Origin of the sequence: Pseudomonas putida (assembly GCF_028682475.1) — a bacterium.
Lineage (GTDB): Bacteria > Pseudomonadota > Gammaproteobacteria > Pseudomonadales > Pseudomonadaceae > Aquipseudomonas > Aquipseudomonas putida_AG.
The window spans coordinates 248,492-272,523 of record NZ_JANHLE010000001.1 but is presented as its reverse complement, the minus strand read 5'-3'; the positions used below and the strand labels follow the sequence as shown (position 1 = coordinate 272,523).

General features: G+C 61.6%; 23 protein-coding genes. 13 read left to right on the top strand and 10 right to left on the bottom strand.

Annotation, left to right across the window (positions count from 1 at the left end; all coding sequences use genetic code 11):
• Positions 1-7: 7 nt before the first annotated feature.
• The 5 genes from NPS47_RS01375 to NPS47_RS01355 form a co-directional block, all read right to left on the bottom strand.
• Positions 8-418 (bottom strand): 5-carboxymethyl-2-hydroxymuconate isomerase, encoded by a 411-nt coding sequence (locus tag NPS47_RS01375; RefSeq protein ID WP_274293340.1) that lies wholly within the window; start codon positions 416-418, stop codon positions 8-10.
• A 72-nt stretch (positions 419-490) separates the two neighbouring features.
• On the bottom strand, positions 491-1,414 hold the full coding sequence (gene hpaD / locus NPS47_RS01370) for a 3,4-dihydroxyphenylacetate 2,3-dioxygenase (RefSeq protein ID WP_274293339.1): 924 nt from the start codon (positions 1,412-1,414) through the stop codon (positions 491-493).
• A 117-nt stretch (positions 1,415-1,531) separates the two neighbouring features.
• Positions 1,532-2,992 carry a 5-carboxymethyl-2-hydroxymuconate semialdehyde dehydrogenase gene (gene hpaE, locus NPS47_RS01365; RefSeq protein WP_274293338.1) on the bottom strand — a complete coding sequence of 487 codons (1,461 nt, stop codon included), beginning with the start codon at positions 2,990-2,992 and terminating at the stop codon, positions 1,532-1,534.
• Positions 2,993-3,016: 24 nt separating this feature from the next.
• Complete coding sequence (locus NPS47_RS01360; RefSeq protein WP_274293337.1) at positions 3,017-3,781, bottom strand: fumarylacetoacetate hydrolase family protein; 765 nt, start codon at positions 3,779-3,781, stop codon at positions 3,017-3,019.
• Between the two features lie 10 nt (positions 3,782-3,791).
• Complete coding sequence (locus tag NPS47_RS01355; protein ID WP_274293336.1) at positions 3,792-4,448, bottom strand: fumarylacetoacetate hydrolase family protein; 657 nt, start codon at positions 4,446-4,448, stop codon at positions 3,792-3,794.
• Positions 4,449-4,679: 231 nt separating this feature from the next.
• On the opposite strand from NPS47_RS01355, the gene hpaR reads away from it, so the two are divergent.
• Together hpaR and hpaA are read left to right on the top strand one after the other, a co-directional pair.
• On the top strand, positions 4,680-5,102 hold the full coding sequence (gene hpaR / locus NPS47_RS01350) for a homoprotocatechuate degradation operon regulator HpaR (RefSeq protein ID WP_274293335.1): 423 nt from the start codon (positions 4,680-4,682) through the stop codon (positions 5,100-5,102).
• Between the two features lie 26 nt (positions 5,103-5,128).
• Positions 5,129-6,028, top strand: coding sequence for a 4-hydroxyphenylacetate catabolism regulatory protein HpaA (gene hpaA, locus NPS47_RS01345; RefSeq protein WP_274293334.1), 900 nt, complete (start codon positions 5,129-5,131; stop codon positions 6,026-6,028).
• Between the two features lie 101 nt (positions 6,029-6,129).
• Here the strand turns inward: hpaA and NPS47_RS01340 are convergent, their stop codons facing one another.
• Positions 6,130-7,395 (bottom strand): OprD family porin, encoded by a 1,266-nt coding sequence (locus NPS47_RS01340; RefSeq protein ID WP_274293333.1) that lies wholly within the window; start codon positions 7,393-7,395, stop codon positions 6,130-6,132.
• Positions 7,396-7,730: 335 nt separating this feature from the next.
• Between NPS47_RS01340 and NPS47_RS01335 the strand changes: the two genes are divergently transcribed.
• The 5 genes from NPS47_RS01335 to NPS47_RS01315 all read left to right on the top strand — a co-directional run bounded on the left by NPS47_RS01335 (position 7,731) and on the right by NPS47_RS01315 (position 11,504).
• The gene (locus tag NPS47_RS01335) at positions 7,731-8,753 is read left to right on the top strand and encodes a TRAP transporter substrate-binding protein (protein ID WP_274293332.1); all 1,023 of its coding nucleotides are present in this window, start codon (positions 7,731-7,733) and stop codon (positions 8,751-8,753) included.
• A 5-nt stretch (positions 8,754-8,758) separates the two neighbouring features.
• Positions 8,759-9,292 (top strand): TRAP transporter small permease, encoded by a 534-nt coding sequence (locus tag NPS47_RS01330; RefSeq protein WP_274293331.1) that lies wholly within the window; start codon positions 8,759-8,761, stop codon positions 9,290-9,292.
• The gene (locus tag NPS47_RS01325; RefSeq protein WP_274293330.1) at positions 9,289-10,611 is read left to right on the top strand and encodes a TRAP transporter large permease; all 1,323 of its coding nucleotides are present in this window, start codon (positions 9,289-9,291) and stop codon (positions 10,609-10,611) included. The genes NPS47_RS01330 and NPS47_RS01325 overlap by 4 nt, the downstream gene beginning before the upstream one ends.
• Before the next feature lie 57 nt (positions 10,612-10,668).
• Positions 10,669-11,055, top strand: a complete 387-nt coding sequence (gene tssD, locus NPS47_RS01320) for a type VI secretion system tube protein TssD (RefSeq protein WP_274293329.1) — start codon at positions 10,669-10,671, stop codon at positions 11,053-11,055.
• 110 nt (positions 11,056-11,165) lie between these two features.
• Complete coding sequence (locus NPS47_RS01315; RefSeq protein WP_274293328.1) at positions 11,166-11,504, top strand: hypothetical protein; 339 nt, start codon at positions 11,166-11,168, stop codon at positions 11,502-11,504.
• 48 nt (positions 11,505-11,552) lie between these two features.
• On the opposite strand, the gene NPS47_RS01310 is transcribed toward NPS47_RS01315, so the two are convergent.
• Positions 11,553-13,292, bottom strand: a complete 1,740-nt coding sequence (locus tag NPS47_RS01310) for a dipeptidase (protein WP_274293327.1) — start codon at positions 13,290-13,292, stop codon at positions 11,553-11,555.
• Between the two features lie 269 nt (positions 13,293-13,561).
• Between NPS47_RS01310 and NPS47_RS01305 the strand changes: the two genes are divergently transcribed.
• Complete coding sequence (locus tag NPS47_RS01305; protein ID WP_274293326.1) at positions 13,562-13,915, top strand: DUF1428 domain-containing protein; 354 nt, start codon at positions 13,562-13,564, stop codon at positions 13,913-13,915.
• A gap of 4 nt (positions 13,916-13,919) precedes the next feature.
• Here NPS47_RS01305 and NPS47_RS01300 read toward each other — a convergent pair whose 3' ends face one another.
• From NPS47_RS01300 to NPS47_RS01290, 3 genes are all read right to left on the bottom strand, one after another.
• Positions 13,920-16,367: an RHS repeat domain-containing protein gene (locus tag NPS47_RS01300; protein ID WP_274293325.1), complete on the bottom strand. Its 2,448-nt coding sequence runs from the start codon at positions 16,365-16,367 to the stop codon at positions 13,920-13,922.
• Positions 16,368-16,807: 440 nt separating this feature from the next.
• The gene (locus NPS47_RS01295; RefSeq protein ID WP_274293324.1) at positions 16,808-18,433 is read right to left on the bottom strand and encodes a methyl-accepting chemotaxis protein; all 1,626 of its coding nucleotides are present in this window, start codon (positions 18,431-18,433) and stop codon (positions 16,808-16,810) included.
• A gap of 140 nt (positions 18,434-18,573) precedes the next feature.
• Positions 18,574-19,485: an AraC family transcriptional regulator gene (locus NPS47_RS01290; protein ID WP_274293323.1), complete on the bottom strand. Its 912-nt coding sequence runs from the start codon at positions 19,483-19,485 to the stop codon at positions 18,574-18,576.
• A gap of 105 nt (positions 19,486-19,590) precedes the next feature.
• Between NPS47_RS01290 and NPS47_RS01285 the strand changes: the two genes are divergently transcribed.
• From NPS47_RS01285 to NPS47_RS01265, 5 genes are read left to right on the top strand one after another with little or no spacing between them, the layout of a single operon-like run.
• Positions 19,591-20,148 (top strand): carboxymuconolactone decarboxylase family protein, encoded by a 558-nt coding sequence (locus NPS47_RS01285; RefSeq protein ID WP_274293322.1) that lies wholly within the window; start codon positions 19,591-19,593, stop codon positions 20,146-20,148.
• 51 nt (positions 20,149-20,199) lie between these two features.
• A complete protein-coding gene (locus NPS47_RS01280) occupies positions 20,200-21,261 on the top strand; it encodes an acyl-CoA dehydrogenase family protein (protein WP_274293321.1) in 1,062 nt (353 codons plus the stop codon).
• Positions 21,258-22,106 carry an ABC transporter ATP-binding protein gene (locus NPS47_RS01275; protein WP_274293320.1) on the top strand — a complete coding sequence of 283 codons (849 nt, stop codon included), beginning with the start codon at positions 21,258-21,260 and terminating at the stop codon, positions 22,104-22,106. The genes NPS47_RS01280 and NPS47_RS01275 overlap by 4 nt, the downstream gene beginning before the upstream one ends.
• On the top strand, positions 22,072-23,271 hold the full coding sequence (locus tag NPS47_RS01270) for an ABC transporter substrate-binding protein (protein WP_274293319.1): 1,200 nt from the start codon (positions 22,072-22,074) through the stop codon (positions 23,269-23,271). The genes NPS47_RS01275 and NPS47_RS01270 overlap by 35 nt, the downstream gene beginning before the upstream one ends.
• Positions 23,271-24,026 carry an ABC transporter permease gene (locus NPS47_RS01265; protein ID WP_274293318.1) on the top strand — a complete coding sequence of 252 codons (756 nt, stop codon included), beginning with the start codon at positions 23,271-23,273 and terminating at the stop codon, positions 24,024-24,026. The genes NPS47_RS01270 and NPS47_RS01265 overlap by 1 nt, the downstream gene beginning before the upstream one ends.
• The last annotated feature ends 6 nt before the right edge of the window (positions 24,027-24,032 follow it).

The following is a 24,032-nucleotide window of genomic DNA, read 5'->3' as shown; positions in this document are numbered from 1 at the left end:
TGAAACCTCAGGAAGTCTTGTTGAACAGGGGATGCAGGCTGCTGTGTTTGCCGTCGTAGACCTGGCCGGGGCTTTCGTCGATCTGCAGGGTGATGCCCAGCGGGCGCTGCTGCAGGATGTCGTCGAGGAAGGCGCGCAGCACCGCGAGCAGACTGTCGCCCACCGCTTTATGCACGGCCGCGCTGCGCCCCGCGCCCATGCGCAGGTTGGCGTAGAGAAAGCCGTAGTCACCCTTGCCATCGGCCACCGCGCAGTGCGCCGCGGGGTAGGCCAGGACCCGGGTGCCGCCGGTGGGGAACACGGCTTTGCCGCTATCGTCACGCTGCTGCAGCATGCTGTCGGCCAGGGCCCGGCACAGGCCGGGCATGTCCGTCTGCTGTTCGAGGTCGGGGGTGTAGAGCAGTACCAGGTGAGGCATGGTGGTAATCCTGCGTGATGATCGGCAGCAGGGCCGCTCCGGTGCGGGAGCGGCAGCTGTGCGAGGCGTTGGTCAGAGCCGGCTGGTGGAGACGATGCCGGCCGGGTTGGCCGCCTGGGCGGGCGGCAGGCTCGAACCATCCTGTGGTGTCACCGGGAACACGGCGTTGATTTGCCCGGTACCGGAGGCGGCGAAGTAGGGGGTCAGTACTTCGGCTTTGGCGTCGTACTTCGACCAGCCCAACGCGCCGAGGAGCATGGCGGTGTCATGCATGAAACCTTCGCCGTGGCCCTTGGCCGCGTACTCCGGCAGCATCGCGCAGAACGCATCCCACTCGGCGTTTTCCCACATCTGGATAACGCGCTCGTCGAGGTTCTGCAGGAACGGGCTCCAGATCTTGGTGGCGAACTCCGGCGCCTGGCCGTTCTGGGCAAAGCGGTGCGACAGCGAGCCGCTGGCCAGAAACGCCACGGTGCCGTCGTAGTGCTCTTCGACAGCCTTGCGCATGGCCCAGCCGAGGCGGGCGCTGTCGTTCAGGTAGTGCGAAGTGCACAGCGACGACACCGAGATCACCTTGAAGTGCTGGTCGGTGTTCATGTAGCGCATCGGTACCAGGGTGCCGTACTCCGGCGCCAGGGTGGTGGCGTCGTGGGCCATGGTTTCCACGCCGAAGGCATTGCAGGCCTCGGCGAGGATCTTGCCCAGCGCCGGGTTGCCGGGGAACTCGTACTCCATGTTGCTGATGAAGTGCGGCAGCTCGTTGCTGGTGTACAGCCCCTTGAAGTGCGGGCCGCAGTTGATGTGGTAGTTGGCGTTCACCAGCCAGTGGGTATCGAACACGACAATGGTGTCCACGCCCAGCTCGCGGCAGCGGCGGCTGATCTCGATATGGCCGTCGATGGCCGCCTTGCGAAAACCCTGGCGCGGGCCAGGCAGTTCGGACAGGTACATCGACGGTACGTGGGTGACTTTGGCAGCCAGAGCAAGTGTGCCCATGGTACTTCTCCTCGCGTGGCCCGCAGGGGCCTGATTCTTGTGATTGGTCTGCACGCAGGAAACTGGCGACCCTTACCGGGTTATAAACCCGGTCGGGTCACTCTTGCGAGCCGTACGTCACACGCCCCAGCGCGGAATGTGGTGGCTGCCCATGGAAATGCACACGTTCTTGATTTCGGCGAACACTTCAAAGCTGTATTCGCCGCCTTCACGACCGGTGCCCGAGCCTTTCACGCCACCGAACGGCTGACGCAGGTCGCGTACGTTCTGGCTGTTGATGAACACCATGCCGGCTTCGATGCCGCGGGCCAGGCGATGGGCCTTGCCGATGTCCTGGGTCCAGATGTACGAGGCCAGGCCATATTCGGTGTCGTTGGCCAGGCGCAGGGCTTCGGCTTCGTCCTTGAACTTGATCAGGCACACCACCGGGCCGAAGATTTCTTCCTGGGCGATGCGCATCTTGTTGTCGACGTCGGCGAACACCGTCGGCTGGATGAACTGACCTTTGGCCAAATGCGCCGGCAGGTTGGCCGGGCGCTCCAGGCCGCCGGCGAGCAGGCTGGCGCCTTCCTCGATGCCGATCTTGATGTAGCCGGTGACCTTGTCGTAGTGCGCCTGGGTGATCATCGAGCCTACTTGCGTTTTCGGATCGGTCGGGTCGCCGACAATCAGGCGTTTGGCGCGCGCGGCGAACTCGGCGACGAACTGGTCGTAGACGGTTTCCTGGATGAAGATGCGGCTGCCGGCGGTGCAGCGTTCGCCGTTCAGCGAGAAGATGGTGAACAGCGCGGCGTCGAGGGCGCGATCGAGGTCGGCGTCATCGAAGATCAGCACCGGCGACTTGCCGCCCAGTTCCATCGAGTACTTCTTCAGGCCGGCGGTCTGCATGATCTTGCGCCCGGTGGCGGTGCCGCCGGTGAACGAGATGGCACGCACATCCGGGTGGCGCACTAGGGCGTCTCCGGCAGTGGCGCCGTAACCCTGGACCACGTTGAGCACGCCCGGCGGAATCCCGGCTTCCAGGGCCAGACGCCCCAGTTCATTGGCGGTCAGCGGCGACAGTTCGCTCATCTTCAGTACCGCGGTGTTGCCCAGGGCCAGGCACGGCGCGGTCTTCCAGGTGGCGGTCATGAACGGCACATTCCACGGCGACACCAGGCCACACACGCCCACCGGCTGGTACAGGGTGTAGTTGAGCATCTGGTCGTCGACCGGATAGCTGTGGCCATCCATGCGCGTGCACACTTCGGCGAAGAAGTCGAAGTTGTGCGAAGCGCGCGGGATCAGCACATTGCGGGTCTGGTGGATCGGCAGGCCGGTGTCGAGGGTTTCCAGCTCGGCCAGCTGCGGCACGTTCTGCTCGATCAGCTCGCCCAGCTTGCGCATCAGCTTGGCGCGTTCCTTGGCCGGGGTGTTGGCCCACTTCGGGAAGGCTTCCTTGGCGGCGGCGACGGCCAGGTTGATTTCCTCGGCGCCGCCGCTGGCCACTTCACCGATGGCTTCGCCGGTGGCCGGGTTGTAGTTGGTGAAGACGGCCTGGCTTTCGACTTCCTGGCCGTTGATCCAATGCTTGATCATCTTGCTTGCCTCTGTTGTTCCGGGTTAGCCGCGGGCGGCAAAGAATTCGCGTTCGCTGACGATGCGGTTGACCAGGCGGCCAACGCCTTGCACTTCCACCACCACTTCATCGCCCGGGACCACATCGGCCAGGCCCTCGGGCGTGCCGGTGGCGATCATGTCGCCCGGCTGCAGGGTCATGAAGCTGGAGAAGTATTCGATCAGGTAGGGGATGTCGAAGATCATGTCGGCGGTGCTGCCTTCCTGTTTCAGCTCGCCGTTGATCCAGGTGCGCAGCTTGAGCTGCGACGGGTCGGGCACATCGGCGGCATCGACGATCCAGGGGCCGACCGGGGTGGTGCAGTCGCGGTTTTTCACCCGCAGGTTGGGGCGGTAGTAGTTTTCCAGGTAGTCGCGGATGGCGTAGTCGTTGCACACGGTGTAGCCGGCCAGATAGCTGAGGGCATCCTCGCGCTTGACGTTGCGCGCCGGCTTGCCGATCACCGCCACCAGTTCGCACTCGTAGTGCATGTACTTGACGTTGTCCGGGCGCCAGGTGACCTGGTTGTGGCCGGTGTAGGTGCCGGGCGACTTGATGAACGCCAGCGGCTCGGTCGGCGCCTTGAAGGCCAGCTCGGCGGCATGGTCGGCGTAGTTCAGGCCGAGGGCGAACATGCTGCCTTCGGCAGGTGGCAGCCATTGCACGGCGTCTTCAGCAAGCAAGCGGCCGTCGGCCAGGCGCACGGCGTTGTCGGCTTCGACGGTGACGTTATGCACCTGGTTTTCGTAGCGGATACGGGCGTGTTTCATGAGGGGCTCCTTATTCCGCCACAACGGTGTTGGTCAGGCGGCCCAGGCCGCTGATTTCGACGACGACCTGATCGCCCGGCTGGACATCGACACGGCCTTCCGGGGTGCCGGTGATCAGCACATCGCCGGCGTGCAGGGTCATGAACTCGCTGAGTTCGGCGATCAGCTGGGGGATGCTGCGCACGAAGTTGGCGGTGGTGTTTTCCTGGCGCAGCTGGCCGTTGACCAGCAAGGTCAGGGTCAGGTTGTGCGGGTCGGCTACTTCGCTGACCGCGACCACTTCGCTGCTCAGCGAACAGAAGCCGTCACGGCACTTGGCTTTGACCGCAGGGCGGTAGTAACTGTCTTCCGGCAGGCTGAACTCGTTGACGATCACATAACCGGCGACGTACTCGAAGGCCTGGTCGGCGCTGACGCGGCTGGCGTCTTTGCCAATCACCACACCCAGCGCCGGGCCGGGCTGCAAGCGCTCGCCCGCGGGCATTACCACCGGCTGACCATCGCCGTTGCGGGTGTTGGGAGTCTTGATGAACAGCACCGGCTTGACCGGTGGCTGTTGATAGGGCGGTTCACTGAATTCGGCCAGACGGCTTTGCAGCAGGCCTTGGTAATTCAAGGCAATGCCGAACAGGCTGCCGGTGGCGATTTCGCGGGTGGCGCGACGCATGCTTCACTCCTGGATCGGGCTGGGCAGTCCCCAGTTGATAGCGGTTGACGCTGCTCTGCAGGAGGGCAGTCGCCGGTTTATCGTTAACATGCTAATGTTATAGTTAATATGTTAACAATGGTCAAGCCATGGATGTCTCCCCTTGGCGTGAGGTCGCCGGTTTGCGTCGGCCCCAGGTTGTTGTTTAAATCGTTTAGTGTTTTCTTTTTCTGGCCGGAGAGCCGATCCCCCATGCCTGTACCGCGTCCCTCCCTGACATTGACCCTGCTGCAAGCCCGTGAAGCGGCAATGGGTTTTTTTCGTCCATCGCTCAATGAGCACGGCCTGACTGAGCAGCAGTGGCGGATCATCCGCATCCTGCGCCAGAACGGTGAGCTGGAGAGCTATCAGTTGGCCGAGCAGGCCTGCATCCTCAAGCCGAGCATGACCGGCGTGTTGTCGCGCATGGAGCGTGATGGCCTGGTGCGTCGCTGGCGTTCGCCGCAAGACCAGCGCCGTGTGCATGTGGGCCTGACGGAGAAGGGGCAGCAGTGCTTTGTGTCGATGAGTGAAGACATGGAGCGCAACTACCAGCGCATCCTTGAGCAGTTCGGCGAAGACAAGCTGCAGGTGCTGCTGGGCTTGCTCGATGAGTTGAAGCAGCTCAAGTACTGAGCTCTAACGCAGAGTGAGTAGTGCTGATGGCGGTTCGGCCCCCAATCCCCAACATCCATATCGGTCAGGCCTACGATCAGCGTTATGCCGATGCCCAGGTGCACTACGAGGCGTTGGGCAAGCTGGCGGATTTCTTCGGCCGTAACATGCCGGTGCACCGGCATGACCGATTTTTCCAGGTGCATTACGTCAAGAGCGGTACCGTGCGGGTGTACCTGGATGACCAGCGTTACCTGCAGGAGGGGCCGATGTTCTTCCTGACGCCGCCGACCATTCCGCATGCGTTTGTGACTGATGCGCAAAGTGATGGTCATGTGCTGACGGTCAGCCAGCAACTGGTCTGGCCGCTGCTGGAAGACAGCGTGGGGCTGGCCGGTGGCGCACGGATTGCGCCGATCTGTGTGGCGGTGGGGGAGCTGGATGAGGCGTATGCCGATGAGGTGGCACGCCTGAATCTGTTGTTTGATCAATTACGCAGTGAGTTTGCTGGCAATCAGCCCGGGCGGGCGTTGAGTCTGGAGGCGCTGACGCAGTTGATTTTCATCAGCCTGTTGCGCTTGTCGGCGCGGTCGTTGACGGCGCAGTCGTCGGGTAGCGAAGACCTGCACATATTCCAGCGCTTCAATCTGCACATCGAGGCGCATTACCTCGAGCATTTGCCGCTGAGCCGTTATGCGCAATTGTTAGGGGTTACCGAGGCGCGCCTGAATGATGTGTGCCGGCGTATTGCCGATATGCCGTCCAAACGCCTGGTGTTCGAGCGGCTGATGCAGGAGGCCAAGCGCCTGTTGCTGTTTACCGGCAGTACGGTGAACGAGATCTGCTACCAGCTGGGGTTCAAGGACCCGGCATATTTCAGTCGGTTTTTTTCGCGGCATGCGGGGGTGACGCCGGGGGAATATCGGCTGCGTAGCCGGGCCAGCTAAAGAATACTCACCCACCCGGTGGGAGCGGGCTTGCCCCGCGATGCGATGTGGCTGACCGTCCGCCATCGCGGGGCAAGCCCGCTCCTACCGGTAGATCAAGATCACATCAACGGCAAGGTATAGCCGATGATGATGCGGTTTTCGTCAATATCCGAGGTCAGGCCGGCACTGGAGCGGAAGGTGGCATTACGCAGGCGGATGTTGAGGTTTTTGAAGGTGCCGGACTGGAAGGTGTAAACCACGTCGGTGTCACGTTCCCATTCTTTGCCACCACTGACTTTCGCCGTTTCGATGTTGCGGCCGTTGACGTAACGGGTCATGAAGGTCAGCCCCGGCACGCCAAGGGCGACGAAGTCGTAGTCGTAGCGAGCCTGCCAGGCGTCGGTCTCGGCCTTGGTGAAGGTGTTGACGGTCACCAGGTTGACCGAATACGGGTCCAGGCCCGGGAAGGCAAAGTCGCCATCGCCAGACAGGCTCTGGTAACCAGCCCCGAATTTGTGGGCGCCGATACCCAGGGTCAACATGCCGTTGAAGAAGCGGTTGTCGATATGGCCGGCGTCGACGCGGGCAGCACTACGGAAGCGGTTGTCGCCGCTTTCACCAGTGTCGAAGTAGCGCAGGTCGGTCTTGAGGGTGACGCCTTCGGCCAGGGTAACGTTGTGCACCAGCCCGGCGTAGTGCTGCTGGTAGATGTTGTCCATCTGCGCGTAGTAGTAACTGACGATCAGGCTCGGGTTGAGGGCGTAGCTGCCGCCTGCCAGGTCGAGGTGGGCGCTTTCTACACCGTTGTAGTTCATCTCGTCATTGCTCGACGAGTCGCGCAGGTTGATCTTTTCCAGGCGCCCGGCGTTGAGGGTCAGGCCGCCGATTTCCTGGGAGTTGAGCAAGGTCCCGGCGTAGGTGGAGGAGAGCAGGCGTGTGTCGTTGTAGGCGGCAACCGGCAGTTGCGGCTGCAAGGTGCCGATTTTCAGCACGCTTTTCGACAGCCGCACTTTGGCAGCCAGCCCCAGTTCGCTATAGGTGTCTTCCGGCTCCTGGCTTTCGGCGCCGAAGGCCAGCAGGCCGGTGCCGCGACGATCACGGCTGGAGTCGAGCTTGATTGCGGTCTCGGCGATGGCATCCAGGCCGAAACCCAGAGCGCCTTCGGTGAATCCCGATTCAACCCGCGCGGTGAAGCCCTGCGCCCATTCCTCGGCCTTGGCCTGGGGCGCGTTGCTTTGGCGGAAATCCCGGTTCATGTACATGTTGCGGGCTTCAAGGCTGGCCTTGGTGTCGTTGAAAAAGTCGGCACTGGCCAGCTGGCTGAAGCCACAGGCGGTACCGAACAGGCAGACGAGTGCCGGGGTGGTGCGGGGAATCCTGATCATTGTTCTTGTCTCTAGGATTGGCGTTGGCTGTCGACACGGCGTTGGGTCCTTGGGCCGTGTCTCATTTATGTAGCCATATTGTTAAGTTATTAACAATAGTCCTTTGCATGCTGAGAAAAGATCTTTGATCAGGTTTTCAGCTGTTTTTCACCCATAAATCATTGAATTAAAACGATAAAAATACTTTTTCCCGGTCGTTGAGACGAGGCGCACGCTGCTGCGCCAACACGCATAGTGGTTGACAATCTCAGCGAAAAAATTAACTTATTAACGTATTGCGCTTCCTCACAGCTATCGCGCCAGCGTGGCCACAACAACAACACGGAGCTAACACCATGAAAACAATCACAATTGCTGCCCTGTGCCTGGGTATTGCGGGCGCGGTGTCGGCTCAGGCTGCCGAGACGGTCACGCTCAAGGTCGCTCATTTTCTGCCGTCCACCTCAAACGCCCAGGCCAACATCATTGAACCGTGGTGCGAGCAGCTGCGTCAGGAGTCCAACGATCGCATCAAGTGCCAGCTCTATCCGTCGATGCAACTGGGTGGGACGCCGGCCAAGCTGGCCGACATGGCGCGTAATGGCGTAGCCGACATCGTCTGGACGGCGCCGGCCTATTCGGCCGGCAAGTTCCCGCGGGTCGAGGCGCTGGAGCTGCCTTTCGTGCTGCCCTACGGCGGCAAGGCGGGGAACGCGATCATCTGGGATTTCTACCAGCAGTACGCCAAGGACGACTTCAAGGGCTACAAGGTGCTGGTGGTGCACGGTGATGGCGGGATGAGCCTGCACACCCGCGGCAAGGCCGTGCAGTCGCTGGCCGACCTCAAGGGCCTGAAGCTGCGGGCTTCGAGCCGCACCGCGGCAAAAACCGTCGAGAGCCTCGACGCCACCCCGGTGAGCATGCCGCCCGCGCAGATGACCGAAGCGATTTCCAAGGGTGTGGTCGACGGCGCCCTGGCTGCCTGGGAAGTGGTACCGGCAACCAAGCTGGACGAAGTGACCCAGTACCACAGCGTTACCCCGGCCGGGCAGCCGGCCTTTGGCTACACCGTGCTGGCGATGCTGATGAACCAGCGCAAGTTCGACAGCCTGCCGGCCGACCTGCAGGCAATCATCGAGCGTAACAGCGGCAAGGCCTTGTCCGAACGCTTCGCCACCGCCTGGGACAAAGCCTCGGATGCGGCTTACGCCGCAACGCCAGCCGCAGGCTTGGTCAACATCGATGCCAAAGCCTATAGCGAAATGCAGGCGTCAGCAGCCGATGCGGTGCAGCAGTGGATCAAGGAAGCCAATGACAAAGGCCTGGATGGCCAGGCGCTGGTCCAGGACGTACGCAGCCTCTCCGGCCTGGCGCAGTAATCGCCATGCAGGAATCTCTGACCATTGAATTTGATGCCGGGCAGCATCGCGGGTGGGTGCGGCGCACCTTGTTGTGGGTGACCCAGGGCTTTGCCATGGCCGGCGGGGTGTTGCTGGTCGGCCTGATCGCTATGTCGATCGTTTCGATTATCGGGCGCAAGCTGTTTTCCATGCCGGTGCGCGGCGATATGGAGTTGGTGGAGGTGGGCGCGGCGATTGCCATTGCCGCGTTTCTACCTCTGTGCGAACTGCGCGGCACGCACATCAAGGTCGATGCGCTGACTTCCTGGCTGCCCGCGTGGGTGCGCAACAGCCTCGATTGCATCGGGCATCTGTTGTGCTGCGCCGCCGCCTGGATTCTGGCCTGGCGCACCTGGCTGCAGATGCTTGAAAGCCACGAGTTCGGCGACTCGACCACACTGCTGTCGTTTCCGTTGTGGATCCCGTTGATGCTCATCGTCCCCAGCCTGGTGCTGTTGGGTGTGTGCGCCCTGGCGCGTGTCCAGGATATCTGTGGTAAAGCCGGGAGGCGTTCATGAGCGGTCTGGTATTGGGGCTGATGGCCCTGGGCATCACCACAAGCCTGTTGTTGCTGCGGGTGCATATTGGCGTGACCATGCTGGTCGGTGGCGCGGCCTGCTTCTGGGCGATCAACGACGGTGACCTGTCGAGCCTGTTGTTTACCCTCAACTCCCTGGCCTACTCGCGACTGTCCAACTACGACCTGGCGGTGATTCCGCTGTTCGTGATGATGGGCCAGTTCGCCACCCATGGTGGATTGTCGCGGGCGATTTTCCGTTGCGCGGCGGCGTTCATCGGCCACTGGAAAGGCGGCATGGGGTTGTCGGCGATTGGTGCCTGTGCCGGTTTCGGCGCGATCTGCGGATCGTCGCTGGCCACCGCCGCGACCATGAGCCACGTGGCGCTGCCGGAGCTGCGCCGGCATAACTACTCTGGACGCCTGGCCACGGCAACCGTGGCGGCCGGTGGCACCCTGGGCATTCTGATTCCGCCCTCGGTGCCGCTGATCATCTATGCCGTACTGACCCAGGAGTCGATTGCCAAGCTGTTCGTGGCGGCCATCGTGCCAGGCGTGGTGGCCATCGTCGGCTACATGATCGTGCTGCGCATCATGGTTTCCCGTGATGAGAGCCAGGCGACCGTGTCGCCCAAGGCTTCGGCGGTCGAGCGGGTCAAGGCGCTGGTCAGCGTTTCGCCGGTGATCGGCGTGTTCCTGGTGGTGATCGTCGGTATCTACGGCGGCTGGGCCAACCCCACCGAGGCCGCTTCGATCGGTGCGGCGGCTTGTGGTGTGCTTGCCGTGTGCCAGGGTGGCATGCGCTGGAGCGGTTTTCGCGCGAGCATGCTCGGTACCGCGGAAACCACGGCGATGATCTTTCTCGTGCTGCTCGGTGCCGACCTGCTCAACTCGGGCCTGGCGCTGACGCAGATGCCGGGCGAGCTGGCGGCCTGGGTGATCGGCAGTGGCCTGGCGCCGATGCTGGTGCTGATCATCATCCTTGGCCTGTACCTGCTGCTGGGCTGCGTGATGGACTCGCTGGCGATGATCCTGCTGACCATTCCGATCTTCTATCCGATGATCATGGGTCTGGATTTCTTCGGCATGAGCGAAACCGACAAGTCGATCTGGTTCGGTATTCTTGCGCTGATGGTGGTGGAGATCGGGCTGATCCATCCGCCGCTGGGGATGAACCTGTTCATCGTCCAGCGTACGGCCGGGGATGTGCCTTATGGTGAGACGGCCAGGGGGATCGTGCCGTTCCTCTGTTCCGATCTGCTGCGTATCGCGTTGTTGGTCGCCTTTCCGGGGCTGAGTCTGTGGTTGCTCACGGTCTAAGTTTTTCTCTGCGTTGCTGAGCCGCCTTCGGGCGGCTTTTTTTGGTTCTTCACGGATATGGTGACGCTGCCGGCCCCTTCCGCCCTTACGGCGGCCTACGTTTTTCTTGGAAAAAGTAGGCATCACCCGCTGATCATTATCAAGTACATCGACAAGGCGACCCCTTTGATAGCGCAGGCGGTGGCCAGTCGTGAGGTTGTTGAGTGCACGCTGAACTTTTATCGCCTGAGCCTGAGCGGCCATCAGGAAAAATACTTCACCATCAAGATCTGGGACGGGTTGATCGTTGACCAACGGCTCGAGATGCCCCATTCGGTGATTCTGAACGACCAGGAAGCGCAGGAGCACCTTGCTATCCGCTACAGAGACATCAGCTGGTCCCACCATATTGCCGCTACTTCCGGGTATGTCTCTTGGGGCGTAACCCCATGGGATGGGCAGTGACAACAACGGCGCGCGCCCGTCCCAGCCGAGAAAATCAGGAACGATTCAACCTGCACCGAGGTCAACACCTTAAGCGGTAATCATAACGGTCTACATCATGAGGATTCGCCATGAGTACCCTGACGATTGAAGGTTGGTGCAAACGCAACGGTGAGCAAAAATCCACTCCGGTCGGAGACATACACTTCGACATTCTAGGCGCTAACCATACCAGGCTGGAGCAGGCTGAAGAGCGCCTGCAGAACAGCCACGAGCCGGAAGCCATGGTTGACGTCGATATGCCTTCGTTAAACCTGGTCATTCCCGAAGGGTATGGACCTCTGGCCGACTGCCAGTTACGCGTTTATCTGGATCAGGATCAACGCGGTCAGTTTCATCTGGTTGGACACCGCGCCAGTGATGGCAGCCTGATCTATAGCAATGCGGTGTTGATCGCTCAGCTGAGCTAGCCCTCAAGCTGCCAAGGGGCCCGCTTCAAGAGCGGGCCCGCATGCGCCTTACAGCTTCGGCATCTGCCCGATACGGCCCATCATCTCGGTGACGATCTGCAGGTCGAGCATGAACTGTTCAACGGTCTTGAACTCGTTGTCGTTGTGGCCGGTATATTTGACGTCAGGCATGGCCAGACCGAACTGCACACCGTTGGGCAATTCATGCACCGACGTGGCGCCCGCCGAGGTGCCGAACTTGTTCTCCATGCCCAGGTTTTCACTGGCCACTGCCAGCAACGCCTTGACCCATTCACCCTCGGGGTTGCGGTACATCGGCTCGGCGATCGAGGTGTCGAAGGCCACGCTGACCTTGGACTGCTTGCTCCAGGCCGCGAGCTTGTCGCTGAGTTCACGCTTGAGCACTTCAGGCGACTTGCCCACCGGCACGCGCAGGTTGACCGCGAGTTTGAAGGCTTTGTCATCCATGCCGACGTAAGTCAGTGAGGTAGTCAGTAGTCCCATGAAGGCATCGGAGAAACCGACCCCCAGTTTGCCACCCAGGTAGTCCAGGCCCCAGTTGTCGGCGGCGTAGCGGGCCGCGTCGGTGATCTGGTTGTGCTTGAGTGCCACCTTGCCGTCGAGGCTGTGGATGAAGTCGAGCATCCGGGCCACCGGGTTGACGCCGGATTCGGGCTCGGAGGAATGGGCAGAAACGCCGCTGACGGTCAGTTGCACGTCCTTGCCGACGACCTTGGCGGTCACGCCGAAATTGCCGCCATTGTGTTTGACATACTCGGGACCGGCTTTCTCCAGACTGGCGGCTAGTTCCGCGGGCTTGTCGGTGACAAGCGTGGCGACCGAGGTCGAGGGAATCTGGTTGGTCGCCAGGCCGCCGGTCATCGAAATGATTTCGGCGCCTGTGCCCTCTGCGTTGCGGCGCGGGAAGCTGGCCATGACGGTGCCGTAGCCCTTCTCGGCAATCACCACCGGGTAGCCGCCATCCAGCGCCAGGTTGTAGTTGGGGATCGGGTTGCGTTCGAAGTAGTAGGGGATGGCGTCGCCGGTGGTTTCTTCGGTGGTGTCCACCAGCAGCTTGAAGGTGCGCGCCAGCGGCAACTGCTCTTCCTTGATGATTTTCATGGCATAGAGCGCTACGACGATGCCGTTCTTGTCGTCCTCGGTACCACGGCCATACATGCGGTCGCCGATCAGGGTGACCTTGAACGGGTCGAGTTTGGTGCCGTCTTGCAGTACCCAGTTTTCCGGGGTCACCGGGACCACATCGGCATGGGCGTGAATGCCTACTACTTCATCGCCACTGCCTTCGAGGGAAATCTCGTAGACACGGTTGTCGATGTTGCGAAAGTTCAGGTTGAAGGCCTGGGCCAGGGCTTTGATCTTGTCGGCGATCTTGAGGAACTCAGGGTTCTCGTGCTGGGCAACGCCTTCGACGCGCATCGTCGGGATTGCCACCAGTTCGCGCAGGGTTTCGGTGGCTGCGCTGCCGTATTTGACCCGCGCATAAAGGCCGAGCAGGCGATGGATCTCGTTCTGCTGCTCAGCGCTCAGGGACTTGTTGTCGAGGAAGGCGCTGATGGTTGCGCCGAGGTTGTCGGTTTTGCCCAGATCGCTCTTGGCCAGGCTGCCGAGGAACTGCCTGAAGTCCTTCACCGAGGCGTCGTTGAAGGTTTTGAGGATTGCCGCGCTCTGTTGCGGGGTGATGTTGGCGTGCACTTGGGTGGTGAACGACGCGAGGCTGGCCAGCATCAGGGTAGTGGCAGCCAAGTGCTTGAGTGAGAAGTCCATTGCTGAAGGCATTCCTTTGCAGGTAGTGAGTAGGAGGTGTCTGCTTCAAGAACCAGACATTTCTGCAAACTAACATCAGCAGGAATCACTAGAGGAGCCCCTGAAGTGCGAACTGTCGCACAGAAACGCAAAAGCGGCGCAGAAACGAAAAAGCGCTTGAGACTGACCGCTCGTCGATCAACGCCCTGGGTTGTCGAATCACCCGGTAGTGAAACGACTACTGCACAGATCAACCTGATCGTTTCAATCCCTGTGCAGGAGTCAAGGTCATGTCTTATGTCGATGGTTTTGTGCTTGCCGTGCCTACCGCCAACCGCGAGAAGTTCAAGCAGCATGCAGAGGAAGCGGCGGTGGTGTTCAAGGAGTGTGGTGCCCAGCGCGTTATCGAGTGCTGGGGCGATGATGTGCCCGACGGCAAGGTGACTTCGTTTCCGATGGCGGTGAAATGCAAACCGGACGAAACCGTAGTGTTTTCCTGGATTCTCTGGCCTTCACGCGAGGTGCGTGATGCCGGGATGAAGAAGATGATGGAAGACCCGCGTTTGCAGCCGGACAAGAACCCGATGCCCTTTGACGGGCAGCGGTTGATCTTTGGCGGGTTCAATATTCTGGTGGATGTGTAGGGGCTTATCGCATGGCGCTTGCCCTCACCATGTTCGGCAAGCGCCTCATGGCCGTTGGAGCCCGGGGTTGCTGCCATTCGATGGGTGTGTTTTGCTTGATCGGGGCGTAGCCCAGCAAGCGATTGCGGCCGAACATCAGGGCGTGGTTGCCTTCAATGTAAAAGATCCGTGGATTGTCGCTGCTTTGCTGCACCGCCATACCCGCAACATCGAGTTTGAACACGTACTGCATTTTTGCCAGTTGGGTGCCGTGTCTGTTTCTGCCGAATATCCGTTCGGAGATTTCCGTCAAGCGCCCACTGTCAGGTTCCAGATCTGTGAGGTAAATCCGTTGTTGCGTTCCTGTACTGCCATCGATGTTTTTGAATGAAGTGTTGATTGCTCGATCAGCGAGTATCGCGCTACCGCTTTTGCTGCCGGTGTAGTGGTACAACGGGGCCGGCCCGGGGGGCGCGGAAGGGGCTGATGGCATCGCGGGCACGCGTTGGGTCGAGCTGGAGTGGCCCAAAGAAGGACGCTTTGGCCCGGTGCCAGGCGTGTCAGTTCCAAGACTTTTTCGCTTCAACGTGCCGGGTTGGGGAGGCCCTGCGGGCGATGGAAGGCTGCCTGTGCTGCGGTCGCTGTTTCTGCGACGCGAACTTGAGTCGGGCCCTGGCCTTGTGGTGTGTGAAGGTCTGAGGCTATTCCAGGCGCTTGTAGCGACACGGTGGACACCCCGGTTGAACGCTTGTATCTGTGCGACAGGTAGCACTAGCGGGCCAGTAGGTGTGGGAATGGTTGCAGGACTGGGCGATCGGTTACGTCTTGCCGGGCTTCCCTGCAGCCCCCACAGGTCCTCGTAGGTTATCAGCCGGTTGCCAACCATGAGGTAAAGGTTCAACCCATCCACATCACCCGCGGGATCGGCGCTGATCCAGCGCTGCAACCAAGGCGCGTAGTAACGTTGACCGTAGTAATACAGGCCGCTGGCGTCCCGCTCCTTGCCGGCATAACGCACGGTTCTGTAGCTGACTTCCAATTCCGACCTGGCTGCTCTCCAGGCAGTGCCGCCATGGGGGTAGTAGCCCTCGTGGCCAAGCAGATTGCCCTGACCGTCGAGCGTCACCACGTTGGAACCCAGGTGGTCGGCCAGGTCATAGTGCAGTTGATCATTGGCGACGCCGGACGGCTTTTCTGCGTGCCAATGCAGGCAACGCACCACACAGAGTCCGGCCTGCACACTGATGACATCGAGGCGTTCGCCGCTGCTGCTGTTGCTGCGCTGCTCCAGACCCGGTAGATAGAAAACTTCGCGACGCACGTCATGGGTGCGGGCATGCATCATGCTGACTTTGCGTAGCCGCTCGCCGGCGCTGTCATAGCGATAGTACTCGTGGTCATCTTCGCCAGTCTGGCGGCTGACCAGCTTGACGCCATCGAGCTGGTTATCCGCATCCCAGTGCAGGGGTTGTCCCGGTGCCAGTTGCAACAGATTGCCATTGTCATCGAATCCGCTTCCCAGGCCTGGTGCCGGCTGGTTCGGATGCTCGGGCAGGGCGTGGTTGCTGAACTGAGCCGTTTGCATCCGGCGGGAGTAGTTGCGCTCGCCTTGATGGCATAGTTCCAGCAGATTGCCTGCACGGTCGTACTGATAGCACTGGGTATAATTGAGCAATCGCTCGGGGTCTGGCATCAGTCCTGGCAAACCCGGACCTATGCAGGCATCGGCGCTTTCGCGACCCGTGGCTCGGATTAACTGGGCAAGGGAGTCGTAGGCGTAGTCATTGACGGCGTCGACCCGCTGGTTGGCAAAGTACCGGGTCGGCTGCGCCAGGTCGGTGATACGCGTGATGTTCCCCAGCGGGTCATAGGCATATACAAGATGCTGCACAGGGCTACGACCGTGGCGGCTGGTACGTAGTTGGTGCAGGCGTCCATTGGCCGGATCGTAGTAGTTGCTACAACACAGGCCGTTACCCATCCGTTGCATTTCGATGAGTCCAGAGGCCGTGTAGTGTGTAGTCTCCAGCAAGCACTGCAGAGGCCCATTGCGCAACCGCAGGCTGATCCCGTTGAGCAAGCCACTCATTGTGTAATTCAGCAGGCGCTGGTTACCCGAGGCATCAGTCTGGCTGATGACGTCTCCCAGCGGACTGATCACCGATACAGTGGTCGCTACCTGTCCGGGCTCAAGCAAGGCATCGCGATCAGCCTGATGCTCAGGCCAGTCAGGCAGGTCCGATGTCCTCAGCCAGCGTCGTTGCTCCTGCAACGACTGGCCGGCCAACCCGTAGTCAGTGATCTGTTGATTGCCGACACCGTCATCGTGGCGAATCATTCGACCGCAACGATTGTGCAGCGCATGCTCGGCGTTGACCGGCGCATATTCGATTCGCTGGGCTGCGCGCGGACTGTGCCCGCTAGCTCGCTGGTAGAGGAGGGTTGGGCGCAGCAGTGCATCGCGAACACTCAACCAATGGCTACCACGGCCATCCCAGCACTCATGCAGGGACCCCGAGGCATCCTGCAGGATCACCTCCCAACCAGCATCCACGCTTCGATGACTGAGCCTATGCCCGTTCAGACTTAGCCCATACTCAAAGTTGGCAGGCGCTTTCTGGGCCCACTGTCGTGGGTCCCAGCGGCTAAGCAGATGTCCTGCAGGATTGAATTGGTCGCGACTGACCCGCGTTTCGGGTGACGCCAAAGGCGCGCTGCGATAGTAATCTACCGTACGTACACCGAGGCCGCGAGGATCGATCGCCGCCAATCGAGGCGTGTGGATATCTATGCGTGCATCATGGACCATTGTCATCGAACCTTGGCAAAGGAGCGTCGGACCATGACGATTATGGGCAGTCGTAATTGTTCAGGTAACTGACAAAATTACCAGGTAGTCACCCTCACAATCGCTCAAACCCTGAACCGCGCCACCAACGCCGTCAGCTCTGCAGCCAGCCCCGACAACGCCTGGCTGGCCTCCCGCGTCTGCTGTGCTCCGGTCGCCGAGCGCGACGACAGTTCACGAATGTTCAGCAGATTACGGTCCACCTCTCGTGCCACCTGCGCCTGTTCTTCGGCTGCACTGGCGATCACCAGGTTGCGTTCGTTGATCTGGCCGATAGCACTGTAGATCCCCTCAAGCACCTGACCTGACGCCTGGGTGATGCCCAGAGTCGACTGCGCACGTTGGGTGCTGGCTTGCATCGAAGCCACCGCCGCTTCGGTGCCCTGCTGCACTCCGGCGATCATTTGCTCGATCTCCTGGGTCGATTGCTGGGTGCGGTAGGCGAGGGTGCGTACTTCATCCGCAACCACGGCAAAGCCACGCCCGGCTTCCCCGGCACGCGCCGCTTCGATCGCGGCATTGAGCGCCAGCAGGTTGGTTTGCTCAGACACCGAGCGGATCACATCCAGCACCTGGCCGATGTCGCGGATCTGCCCGGCCAGCTGTTGCAGGCGCTCACTGCTGGTCTGCACTTCGCTGGCCATGGCGCGGGTGCCATCGAGGTTGTCGCTGACCTGTTGACGGCTTTGCTCGGCCAGTTGGTTGGAGGCATTGGCCGCTTGTGAGGTGGTGACGGCATTGCGCGCGACTTCTTCCACGGCGGTGGTCATTTCGGTCACGGCGGTGGCGGCCTGTTCCAGCTCCTGATCCTGCTGGCGCAGGCTGTTGGTGCTTTGTTCGGTGATGTTTTCCAGCACCTGGGCGGCCTGGGCCACTTGTGTGGCGTAGCCGGTGAACTGGCTCAAGGTGGCGCGCTGGCTTTGTTGCATATGGGCAAGGTTGGCGAACAGCTCGCCGATCTCGTCGCGGCGGGTGACTTGTACGGTCACGCTCAAGTCATCCTGGGCGAAACGCTGAAAGTGCTGGCTGGCCTCGAGTAGCGGGCGCAGCACGCGACGGGCGATAAAGCTCCAGCACAACACGGCGAGCAGCAGGGTGACCACCACCAGCGCCAGGCTCAGCAGTTTGGCAGCGTTCAAGCGGCGCTCGGATTCAAGCATGATCTGCTGGCTGCGCTCGCTCAATGCTGCCACCAGTTGTTGGCGCAGGGCCTGCATGCGGGCCATGGTGTTGCCAGCCTCGGTGGTGCCAGTGAAGTAGTGCTGCAGGTCGTTCTGCCGGGTTGCCTCGCGTTGTCCGGCCACAGCCTGGGCGTAGGCATCGAAGGTGCTTTGCAGGTCCACGGCAAGGGCTTTGAGCGCGGGGTCCTGGGCATGGCTGAGCAGTTCGTCGAGCAGGCTGCGGCTGTTGTCGATCAACTGCGCAGACAGCGCCAGGCGTTTGTTGGCGCTGTCATGCTGGCCGCCGCTTTGGTCGATAAAACCGGAGGAGACATTGACGCTGGCGCGGATCGCCATCAGCAGGGCGTTGTTCAGCCGGTCCGACTGGTGCGCGGTGCGGTCCAGTTCGGTGATCTGCTGATCGCTACCCACCGCAGCGCGCCAGGCGCTGACGGTGGAGAACAACAGGGTCAGACTGAACAGCGACAGTATCCAGAACATTCCGGTGCGAATTTTCAGGTCGGCGAACATGCAGGCAGAACTCCTTTTTAATTGTTATCAGCACCACGCTGTACCGAGCAATCGGCGGTGGGTGGTCTGCTATCGGAGTGTGCCGAGCCGGACTTGAGGGCTTAAGTTCGCTTGTGTTCGATTACCGCACGCTGTTTGCCTCAGCGCCCTTCATGCTGGCGTCGGTAGGCACCCGGCTGCACGCCCATGGCCTTGCTGAAGGCGCGGGTGAAGGCAGCGATGGACTGGTAACCAACGGCTGCGCACACCTGCTCGACAGTGTTGTGGGCTTTGAGCAAGCGGCAGGCATGGCGCATGCGCAGGGCCAGCAGTACTTGTCCGGGGGACTGTCCGGCCAGTTCGCTGAAACGCTTGAAGAAGGCCGAGCGCGACAGCCCGGTGCAGGCGGCCATGCTTTCCAGTGGCCAGGGCTGTTCGGGGTGTTCGATCAACTGCTCGACCAGGGCGGCGAACTGCGGGTGGCGGGCCAGCGACACCAGGCCGCCCATGGGCAAGTCTGCCTGGACTTGCTGGCGCAGCACGTAGAGAAACAGCAAATGGCTCAGGCGTTCGAGCAAGGCCGAAGACGGCGCAGGCTGGCGCTGGCACTCGGCAAGGATCAGCTCGAACAGCGCCGTGGCAGCGCTCAGGGCCGGGTCGCCGGCGCGCAGGATCAACCAGTCGGGCAGGCCTTCGATGATCAGCGACGACAGGCCCGGCTGGAAATGAAAGAACCCGCACACCAGGCCGACGCCGTCACTGGCGCCGTTGTCCAGCGGCAACATGGCCATGCGCGGTTGCTGGCGGGCCAGTTCGCAGTCAGCCGTGCCAGACAGCCGGTACTCAAGGTCGCGCAGCAGGAACACCGCATCACCTGCTTCAAGGGCAACGGCCTGGGGCTGGCCAGCGATGTGCAGCCAGCAATGCCCCTGCACCACCAGGTGAAAACTGGCCCGCGCCAGGCCCTGGGTGCTGGCGTGCCAGCCACCGCAATAACGCCCGACATGGAACAGGCGGGCGTCTAGCTCAAGGCTTTCTAATAACCAATCGACAAGCGGGCTGGAGGAAATCATCTAACGGAAAGACTCAGAAGCAAGTAATAACGACTCTAGAATATGGAAGGTATTTCTTATAACCAACAGACTTGTGTGACACCCTAGTATGCAGGAGTCCACTCCATGTCGCGCGTTACTCTACACACGCTGCAAAGCGCCCCTGAAGCCGCTCGTCCTTTCCTGGAAAACGCCCAGAAGAACTCGGGCTTCATTCCCAACCTGCTCGGCGTGCTGGCCAATGCCCCGGCCGCGCTGGAAACCTACGTCACCGTTTCGGCCCTCAACGGCAAGGCCGAGCTGAGCCTGGCCGAGCGCGAAGTGGTGCAGCTGGTGGCCGCCACCAATCACGGCTGCGACTTCTGCGTGGCCGGCCACACCGCCGTGGCGCTGAACAAGGCCAAGCTGCCGCACGAGGTGGTCGACGCCCTGCGTGCCCGCGGCGAACTGCCGCAGGAAAAACTCGAAGCCCTGGCCGCGTTTACCCGTGAAGTGATCGCGACCCGTGGCAACGTCAGCGATGCCGGTTACAGCGCCTTCCGTGAGGCCGGCTATGGCGAAGGTCACGCCCTGGAAGTGATTCTCGGTGTAAGCCTCGCCACCCTGTGCAACTTTGCTAATGTGTTCGCCCAGACGCCGCTCAATGACGAGCTGAGCAAGTACCGCTGGCAGCCTTCGGCATAATGAACCCTTGGCGCCAGCGCAGGCTGGCGCTTTTTTAAAGGAGTAAACGCTATGCTCGATCCTGCATTGGTCACCTGGCTGGATGCCGAGGCCGAAGCCCTCGATCTGGGCCACTGCGACCCGCAGGCAGTGCTGGGGCAGTTGGCCGCGGCGCAGGTGTTGCGCGTCGGTATCGACGAAACCCTGGGCGGCAGTGGCGGCACGGTCGCCGACGCGGTGGAAACCGTGGCCAACGTTGCCAGCCATTCCCTGGCTGCTGCCTTCGTATTCTGGGGCCAGCGCGCCTTTATCGAATACCTGCTGCACAGTCCCAATACCGCCTTGCGCGAGCGCTTGTTGCCGAAGCTGTTGAGCGGCGAACTGGCGGGTGCTACCGGGCTGTCCAACGCCATGAAGTACCTGTCCGGCATCGAGGCCCTGCAAGTCAAAGGCCTTGCCGATGCGCAGGGCTGGACCCTCGACGGTCGCCTGTTCTGGGTCACCAACCTGCGCAAGGGTGGTTTTGTCGTGGCGGCAGCGATTGAAGAAGAGGGCGCTTCACCGTTCGTGCTGGCGATCCCGGATAATGCCGCCGGGCTCACCCGCTCGGACGACCTGCAACTGATGGGGCTGCAATCGAGCAACACGGCGGCGTTGAATTTCGAGCAGGTCGCCATCAGTCGTGACTGGCTGCTGCACGAGAACGCCAAGCAGTTTCTGCCTGCGGTTCGCCCTTCGTTCCTGGGGTTGCAATGTGGCATGGCCATCGGCCTGGCCCGGCGCTCGTTGAACGAAGTGGAAAGCCATCTGCAAGGTATGCGTTCGTTCCTCGGCGAGGCCTTGAGTGTGTTGCGCGAGCGCCTGGAAAACACCGTCGCCGAATTGAAAAAGGGCTTGCTTGATGCTCGCTTCCTGACCCAGCCCGCCGCCTTGTTCAAGTTGCGCATCACCTTGGCCGAGACGGCTGCCGATGCCGTGCAGTTGGAGTTGCAGGCCAGCGGTGGCAAGGCCTACCTGAGCGCCTATGGCGCAGGTTTCGCGCGGCGCTGGCGCGAGTCGGCATTCGTGCCGATTGTCACCCCCAGCCTGGTGCAGTTACGCGCCGAGCTGCAACGCCAGGCGTCGACAGCATGACGCAAGTGTTGCTTGAAGCCCGCGGGATCAGTCTCGGTTACCCGCGTGAACAAGGCTGGCAAAGCGTGCTGGAAGACTTCGACCTGCAACTGGCACCGGGGGAGGTGATCACCATCCTCGGCCCCAGTGGTGTCGGCAAGTCGAGCCTGTTGCGGGTGCTGGCCGGTCTGCAGCAGGCGCGCAGTGGCAGCGTCAGCCTGCTCGGTGAACCGCTGCAGGGGCCGCATCCGCGCCTGGCGGTAGCGTTCCAGGACCCCAGCCTGTTGCCTTGGCTGAGCCTGGAGAAGAACGTCGCCTTCGGCCTCGATTTCGCCCGTCAGCCCAAACTTGCGGCCAGCGAACGTCGCGCGCGGATCGATCACGCCATTGAGGCAGTGGGTTTGCAGCACGCCCGTGAGCAGTACCCGGCGCAGCTCTCCGGGGGCATGGCTCAGCGTACCGCGCTGGCCCGCTGCCTGGCGCGTCAGCCGCAAGTGCTGTTGCTCGATGAACCCTTCGGCGCGCTGGATGAAGTGACCCGCGCCGACATGCAGCAATTGCTGCTGCAATTGATCGCCCGGCACAACACCGCGGCGATCCTGATCACCCACGATATCGACGAAGCCTTGCTGTTGTCCGATCGCGTGTTGCTACTGGGCAACCACCCGGCGCGCACCCTCGGCCAATGGCACATCGACTTGCCGCAACCACGCGAGCAGCGGGTCGAAGAACTGGGCGCGCTGCGTATCGACATCCTCAAAACCCTTCGGCGGGCCAGCCGCACTCCTGAACCTACTTCTGAACCCTTGCCGCTGCCCTCGGAGACTGCCCATGTGCCTGGACGACTTCACTCACACTCGTCGTGACTTCATCAAACTCAGTGCCTTGCTGACGGCCGGTGGTGCCATGCCGCTGCTGAACAGCTTGCAGGCGCGTGCGGCCAGCGATCCGGACGCTCCGGTGCGCATCGGCTACCTGCCGATCACCGACGCCACGCCGTTGCTGGTGGCCCACAACAATGGCCTGTTCGAAGCTGAAGGCATCAAGGCCGAGCGGCCGGTGCTGCTGCGCAGCTGGGCGCAGGTGATCGAGGCGTTCATCTCCGGCCAGGTCAACGTCATTCATCTGCTCTCGCCGATGACGGTCTGGGCGCGCTATGGCAGCAAGGTGCCGGCCAAGGTAGTGGCCTGGAACCATGTCGGCGGCTCGGGCCTGACCGTGGCCCCGGGAATCACCGAGGTCAAGCAGCTGGGCGGGCAGAGCGTGGCAATTCCGTTCTGGTATTCGATTCACAACGTGGTGGTGCAGCAACTGTTCCGCGACCATGGCCTGACGCCGGTGTCGAAGCCGACCACTGCGCAGTTAGCCGCCAACGAGGTCAACCTGGTGGTACTGCCGCCGTCGGACATGCCGCCGGCCCTGGCCAGCAAACGCATCGCCGGTTACATCGTCGCCGAGCCGTTCAATGCCCTGGCCGAAGACCTCAAGGTCGGTCGCGTGCAGCGTTTTACCGGTGACATCTGGCGCAACCATGCCTGCTGTGTGGTGTTCATGCACGAACATGACCTGAACAACCGCCCGGAGTGGTCGCAGAAGGTGGTCAACGCCATCGTCAAGGCCCAGTTGTGGACCCGCGATCACCGTGCCGAAGCCGCCGCCTTGCTGTCCAAGGCCGGCCCTAACCGCTACACCCCGCATACCCCGCAGGTGTTGAGTCAGGTGCTGGCACCGTCTGCCGATGACCGTGCGGCTTACATTGCCAGTGGCGCGATCCAGCATGCGCAGTGGGATGAAAAGCGTATCGACTTTCAGCCGTATCCGTTCCCCAGCTACACCGAGGAACTGGTGCGTCGCTTGCAGAACACCCTGATTGAAGGTGAGAAGGGCTTCCTTGCTGGCCTCGACCCGCAACAGACCGCCCGTGACCTGGTGGATGACCGGTTTGTGCGTAACAGTATCGAAGCAGTGGGTGGGCTCAAGGCTTTCGGCTTGCCGGACAGCTTCGAGCGCAGCGAGGAGTTTGCGATCTGATGGGTAAGCATGTATTGCATGGCACCCTGGGGGCTGCCGGCTTGCTCGGGCTGCTACTGCTGTGGTGGTTGGGTGTGCACCTGTTCGGCGAGGTTGATGGTCTGTCGGCGCGTTTCTCGCCTCAGGCCACCTTCGCCAGCCTGATCGAGCTGCTGGGGCAGGGCGAGGTCTACGAGCATGTCTGGGTCAGCCTCAAACGGATTCTGATCGGTCTGCTGCTGGCATTGATGATGGGTGTGCCGCTGGGCTTGCTGGTGGGCAGCTATCGCCATCTGGAGTCGGCGACTTCTCCGGCGTTCCAGTTCCTGCGCATGATCTCGCCGCTGTCGTGGATGCCGATAGTGGTGATGCTGATGGGCGTGGGCGACCAGCCGATCTACTTCCTCCTGGCCTTTGCCGCGTTGTGGCCGATCCTGCTCAATACCGCAGCCGGAGTGCGTCAGCTCGACCCGCGCTGGCTGCAACTGAGCCGCAGCCTCAGCGCCACCCGTTGGGAGACCCTGCGCAAGGTGATTATTCCCGGGGTGATAGGCCATGTGCTGACCGGTGTGCGCCTGGCGATTGGCATCCTGTGGATCGTGCTGGTGCCGTGCGAAATGCTCGGGGTCAGTGCCGGGTTGGGGTACTTCATCCTCGATACCCGTGATCGTCTGGCGTATTCGGAATTGATGGCCATGGTGCTGTTGATCGGGGTGCTGGGGTTCATGCTCGATGCACTGGCGCGTGGCTTGCATCGGCGCTGGGTGCATGCCTGAAGTGTG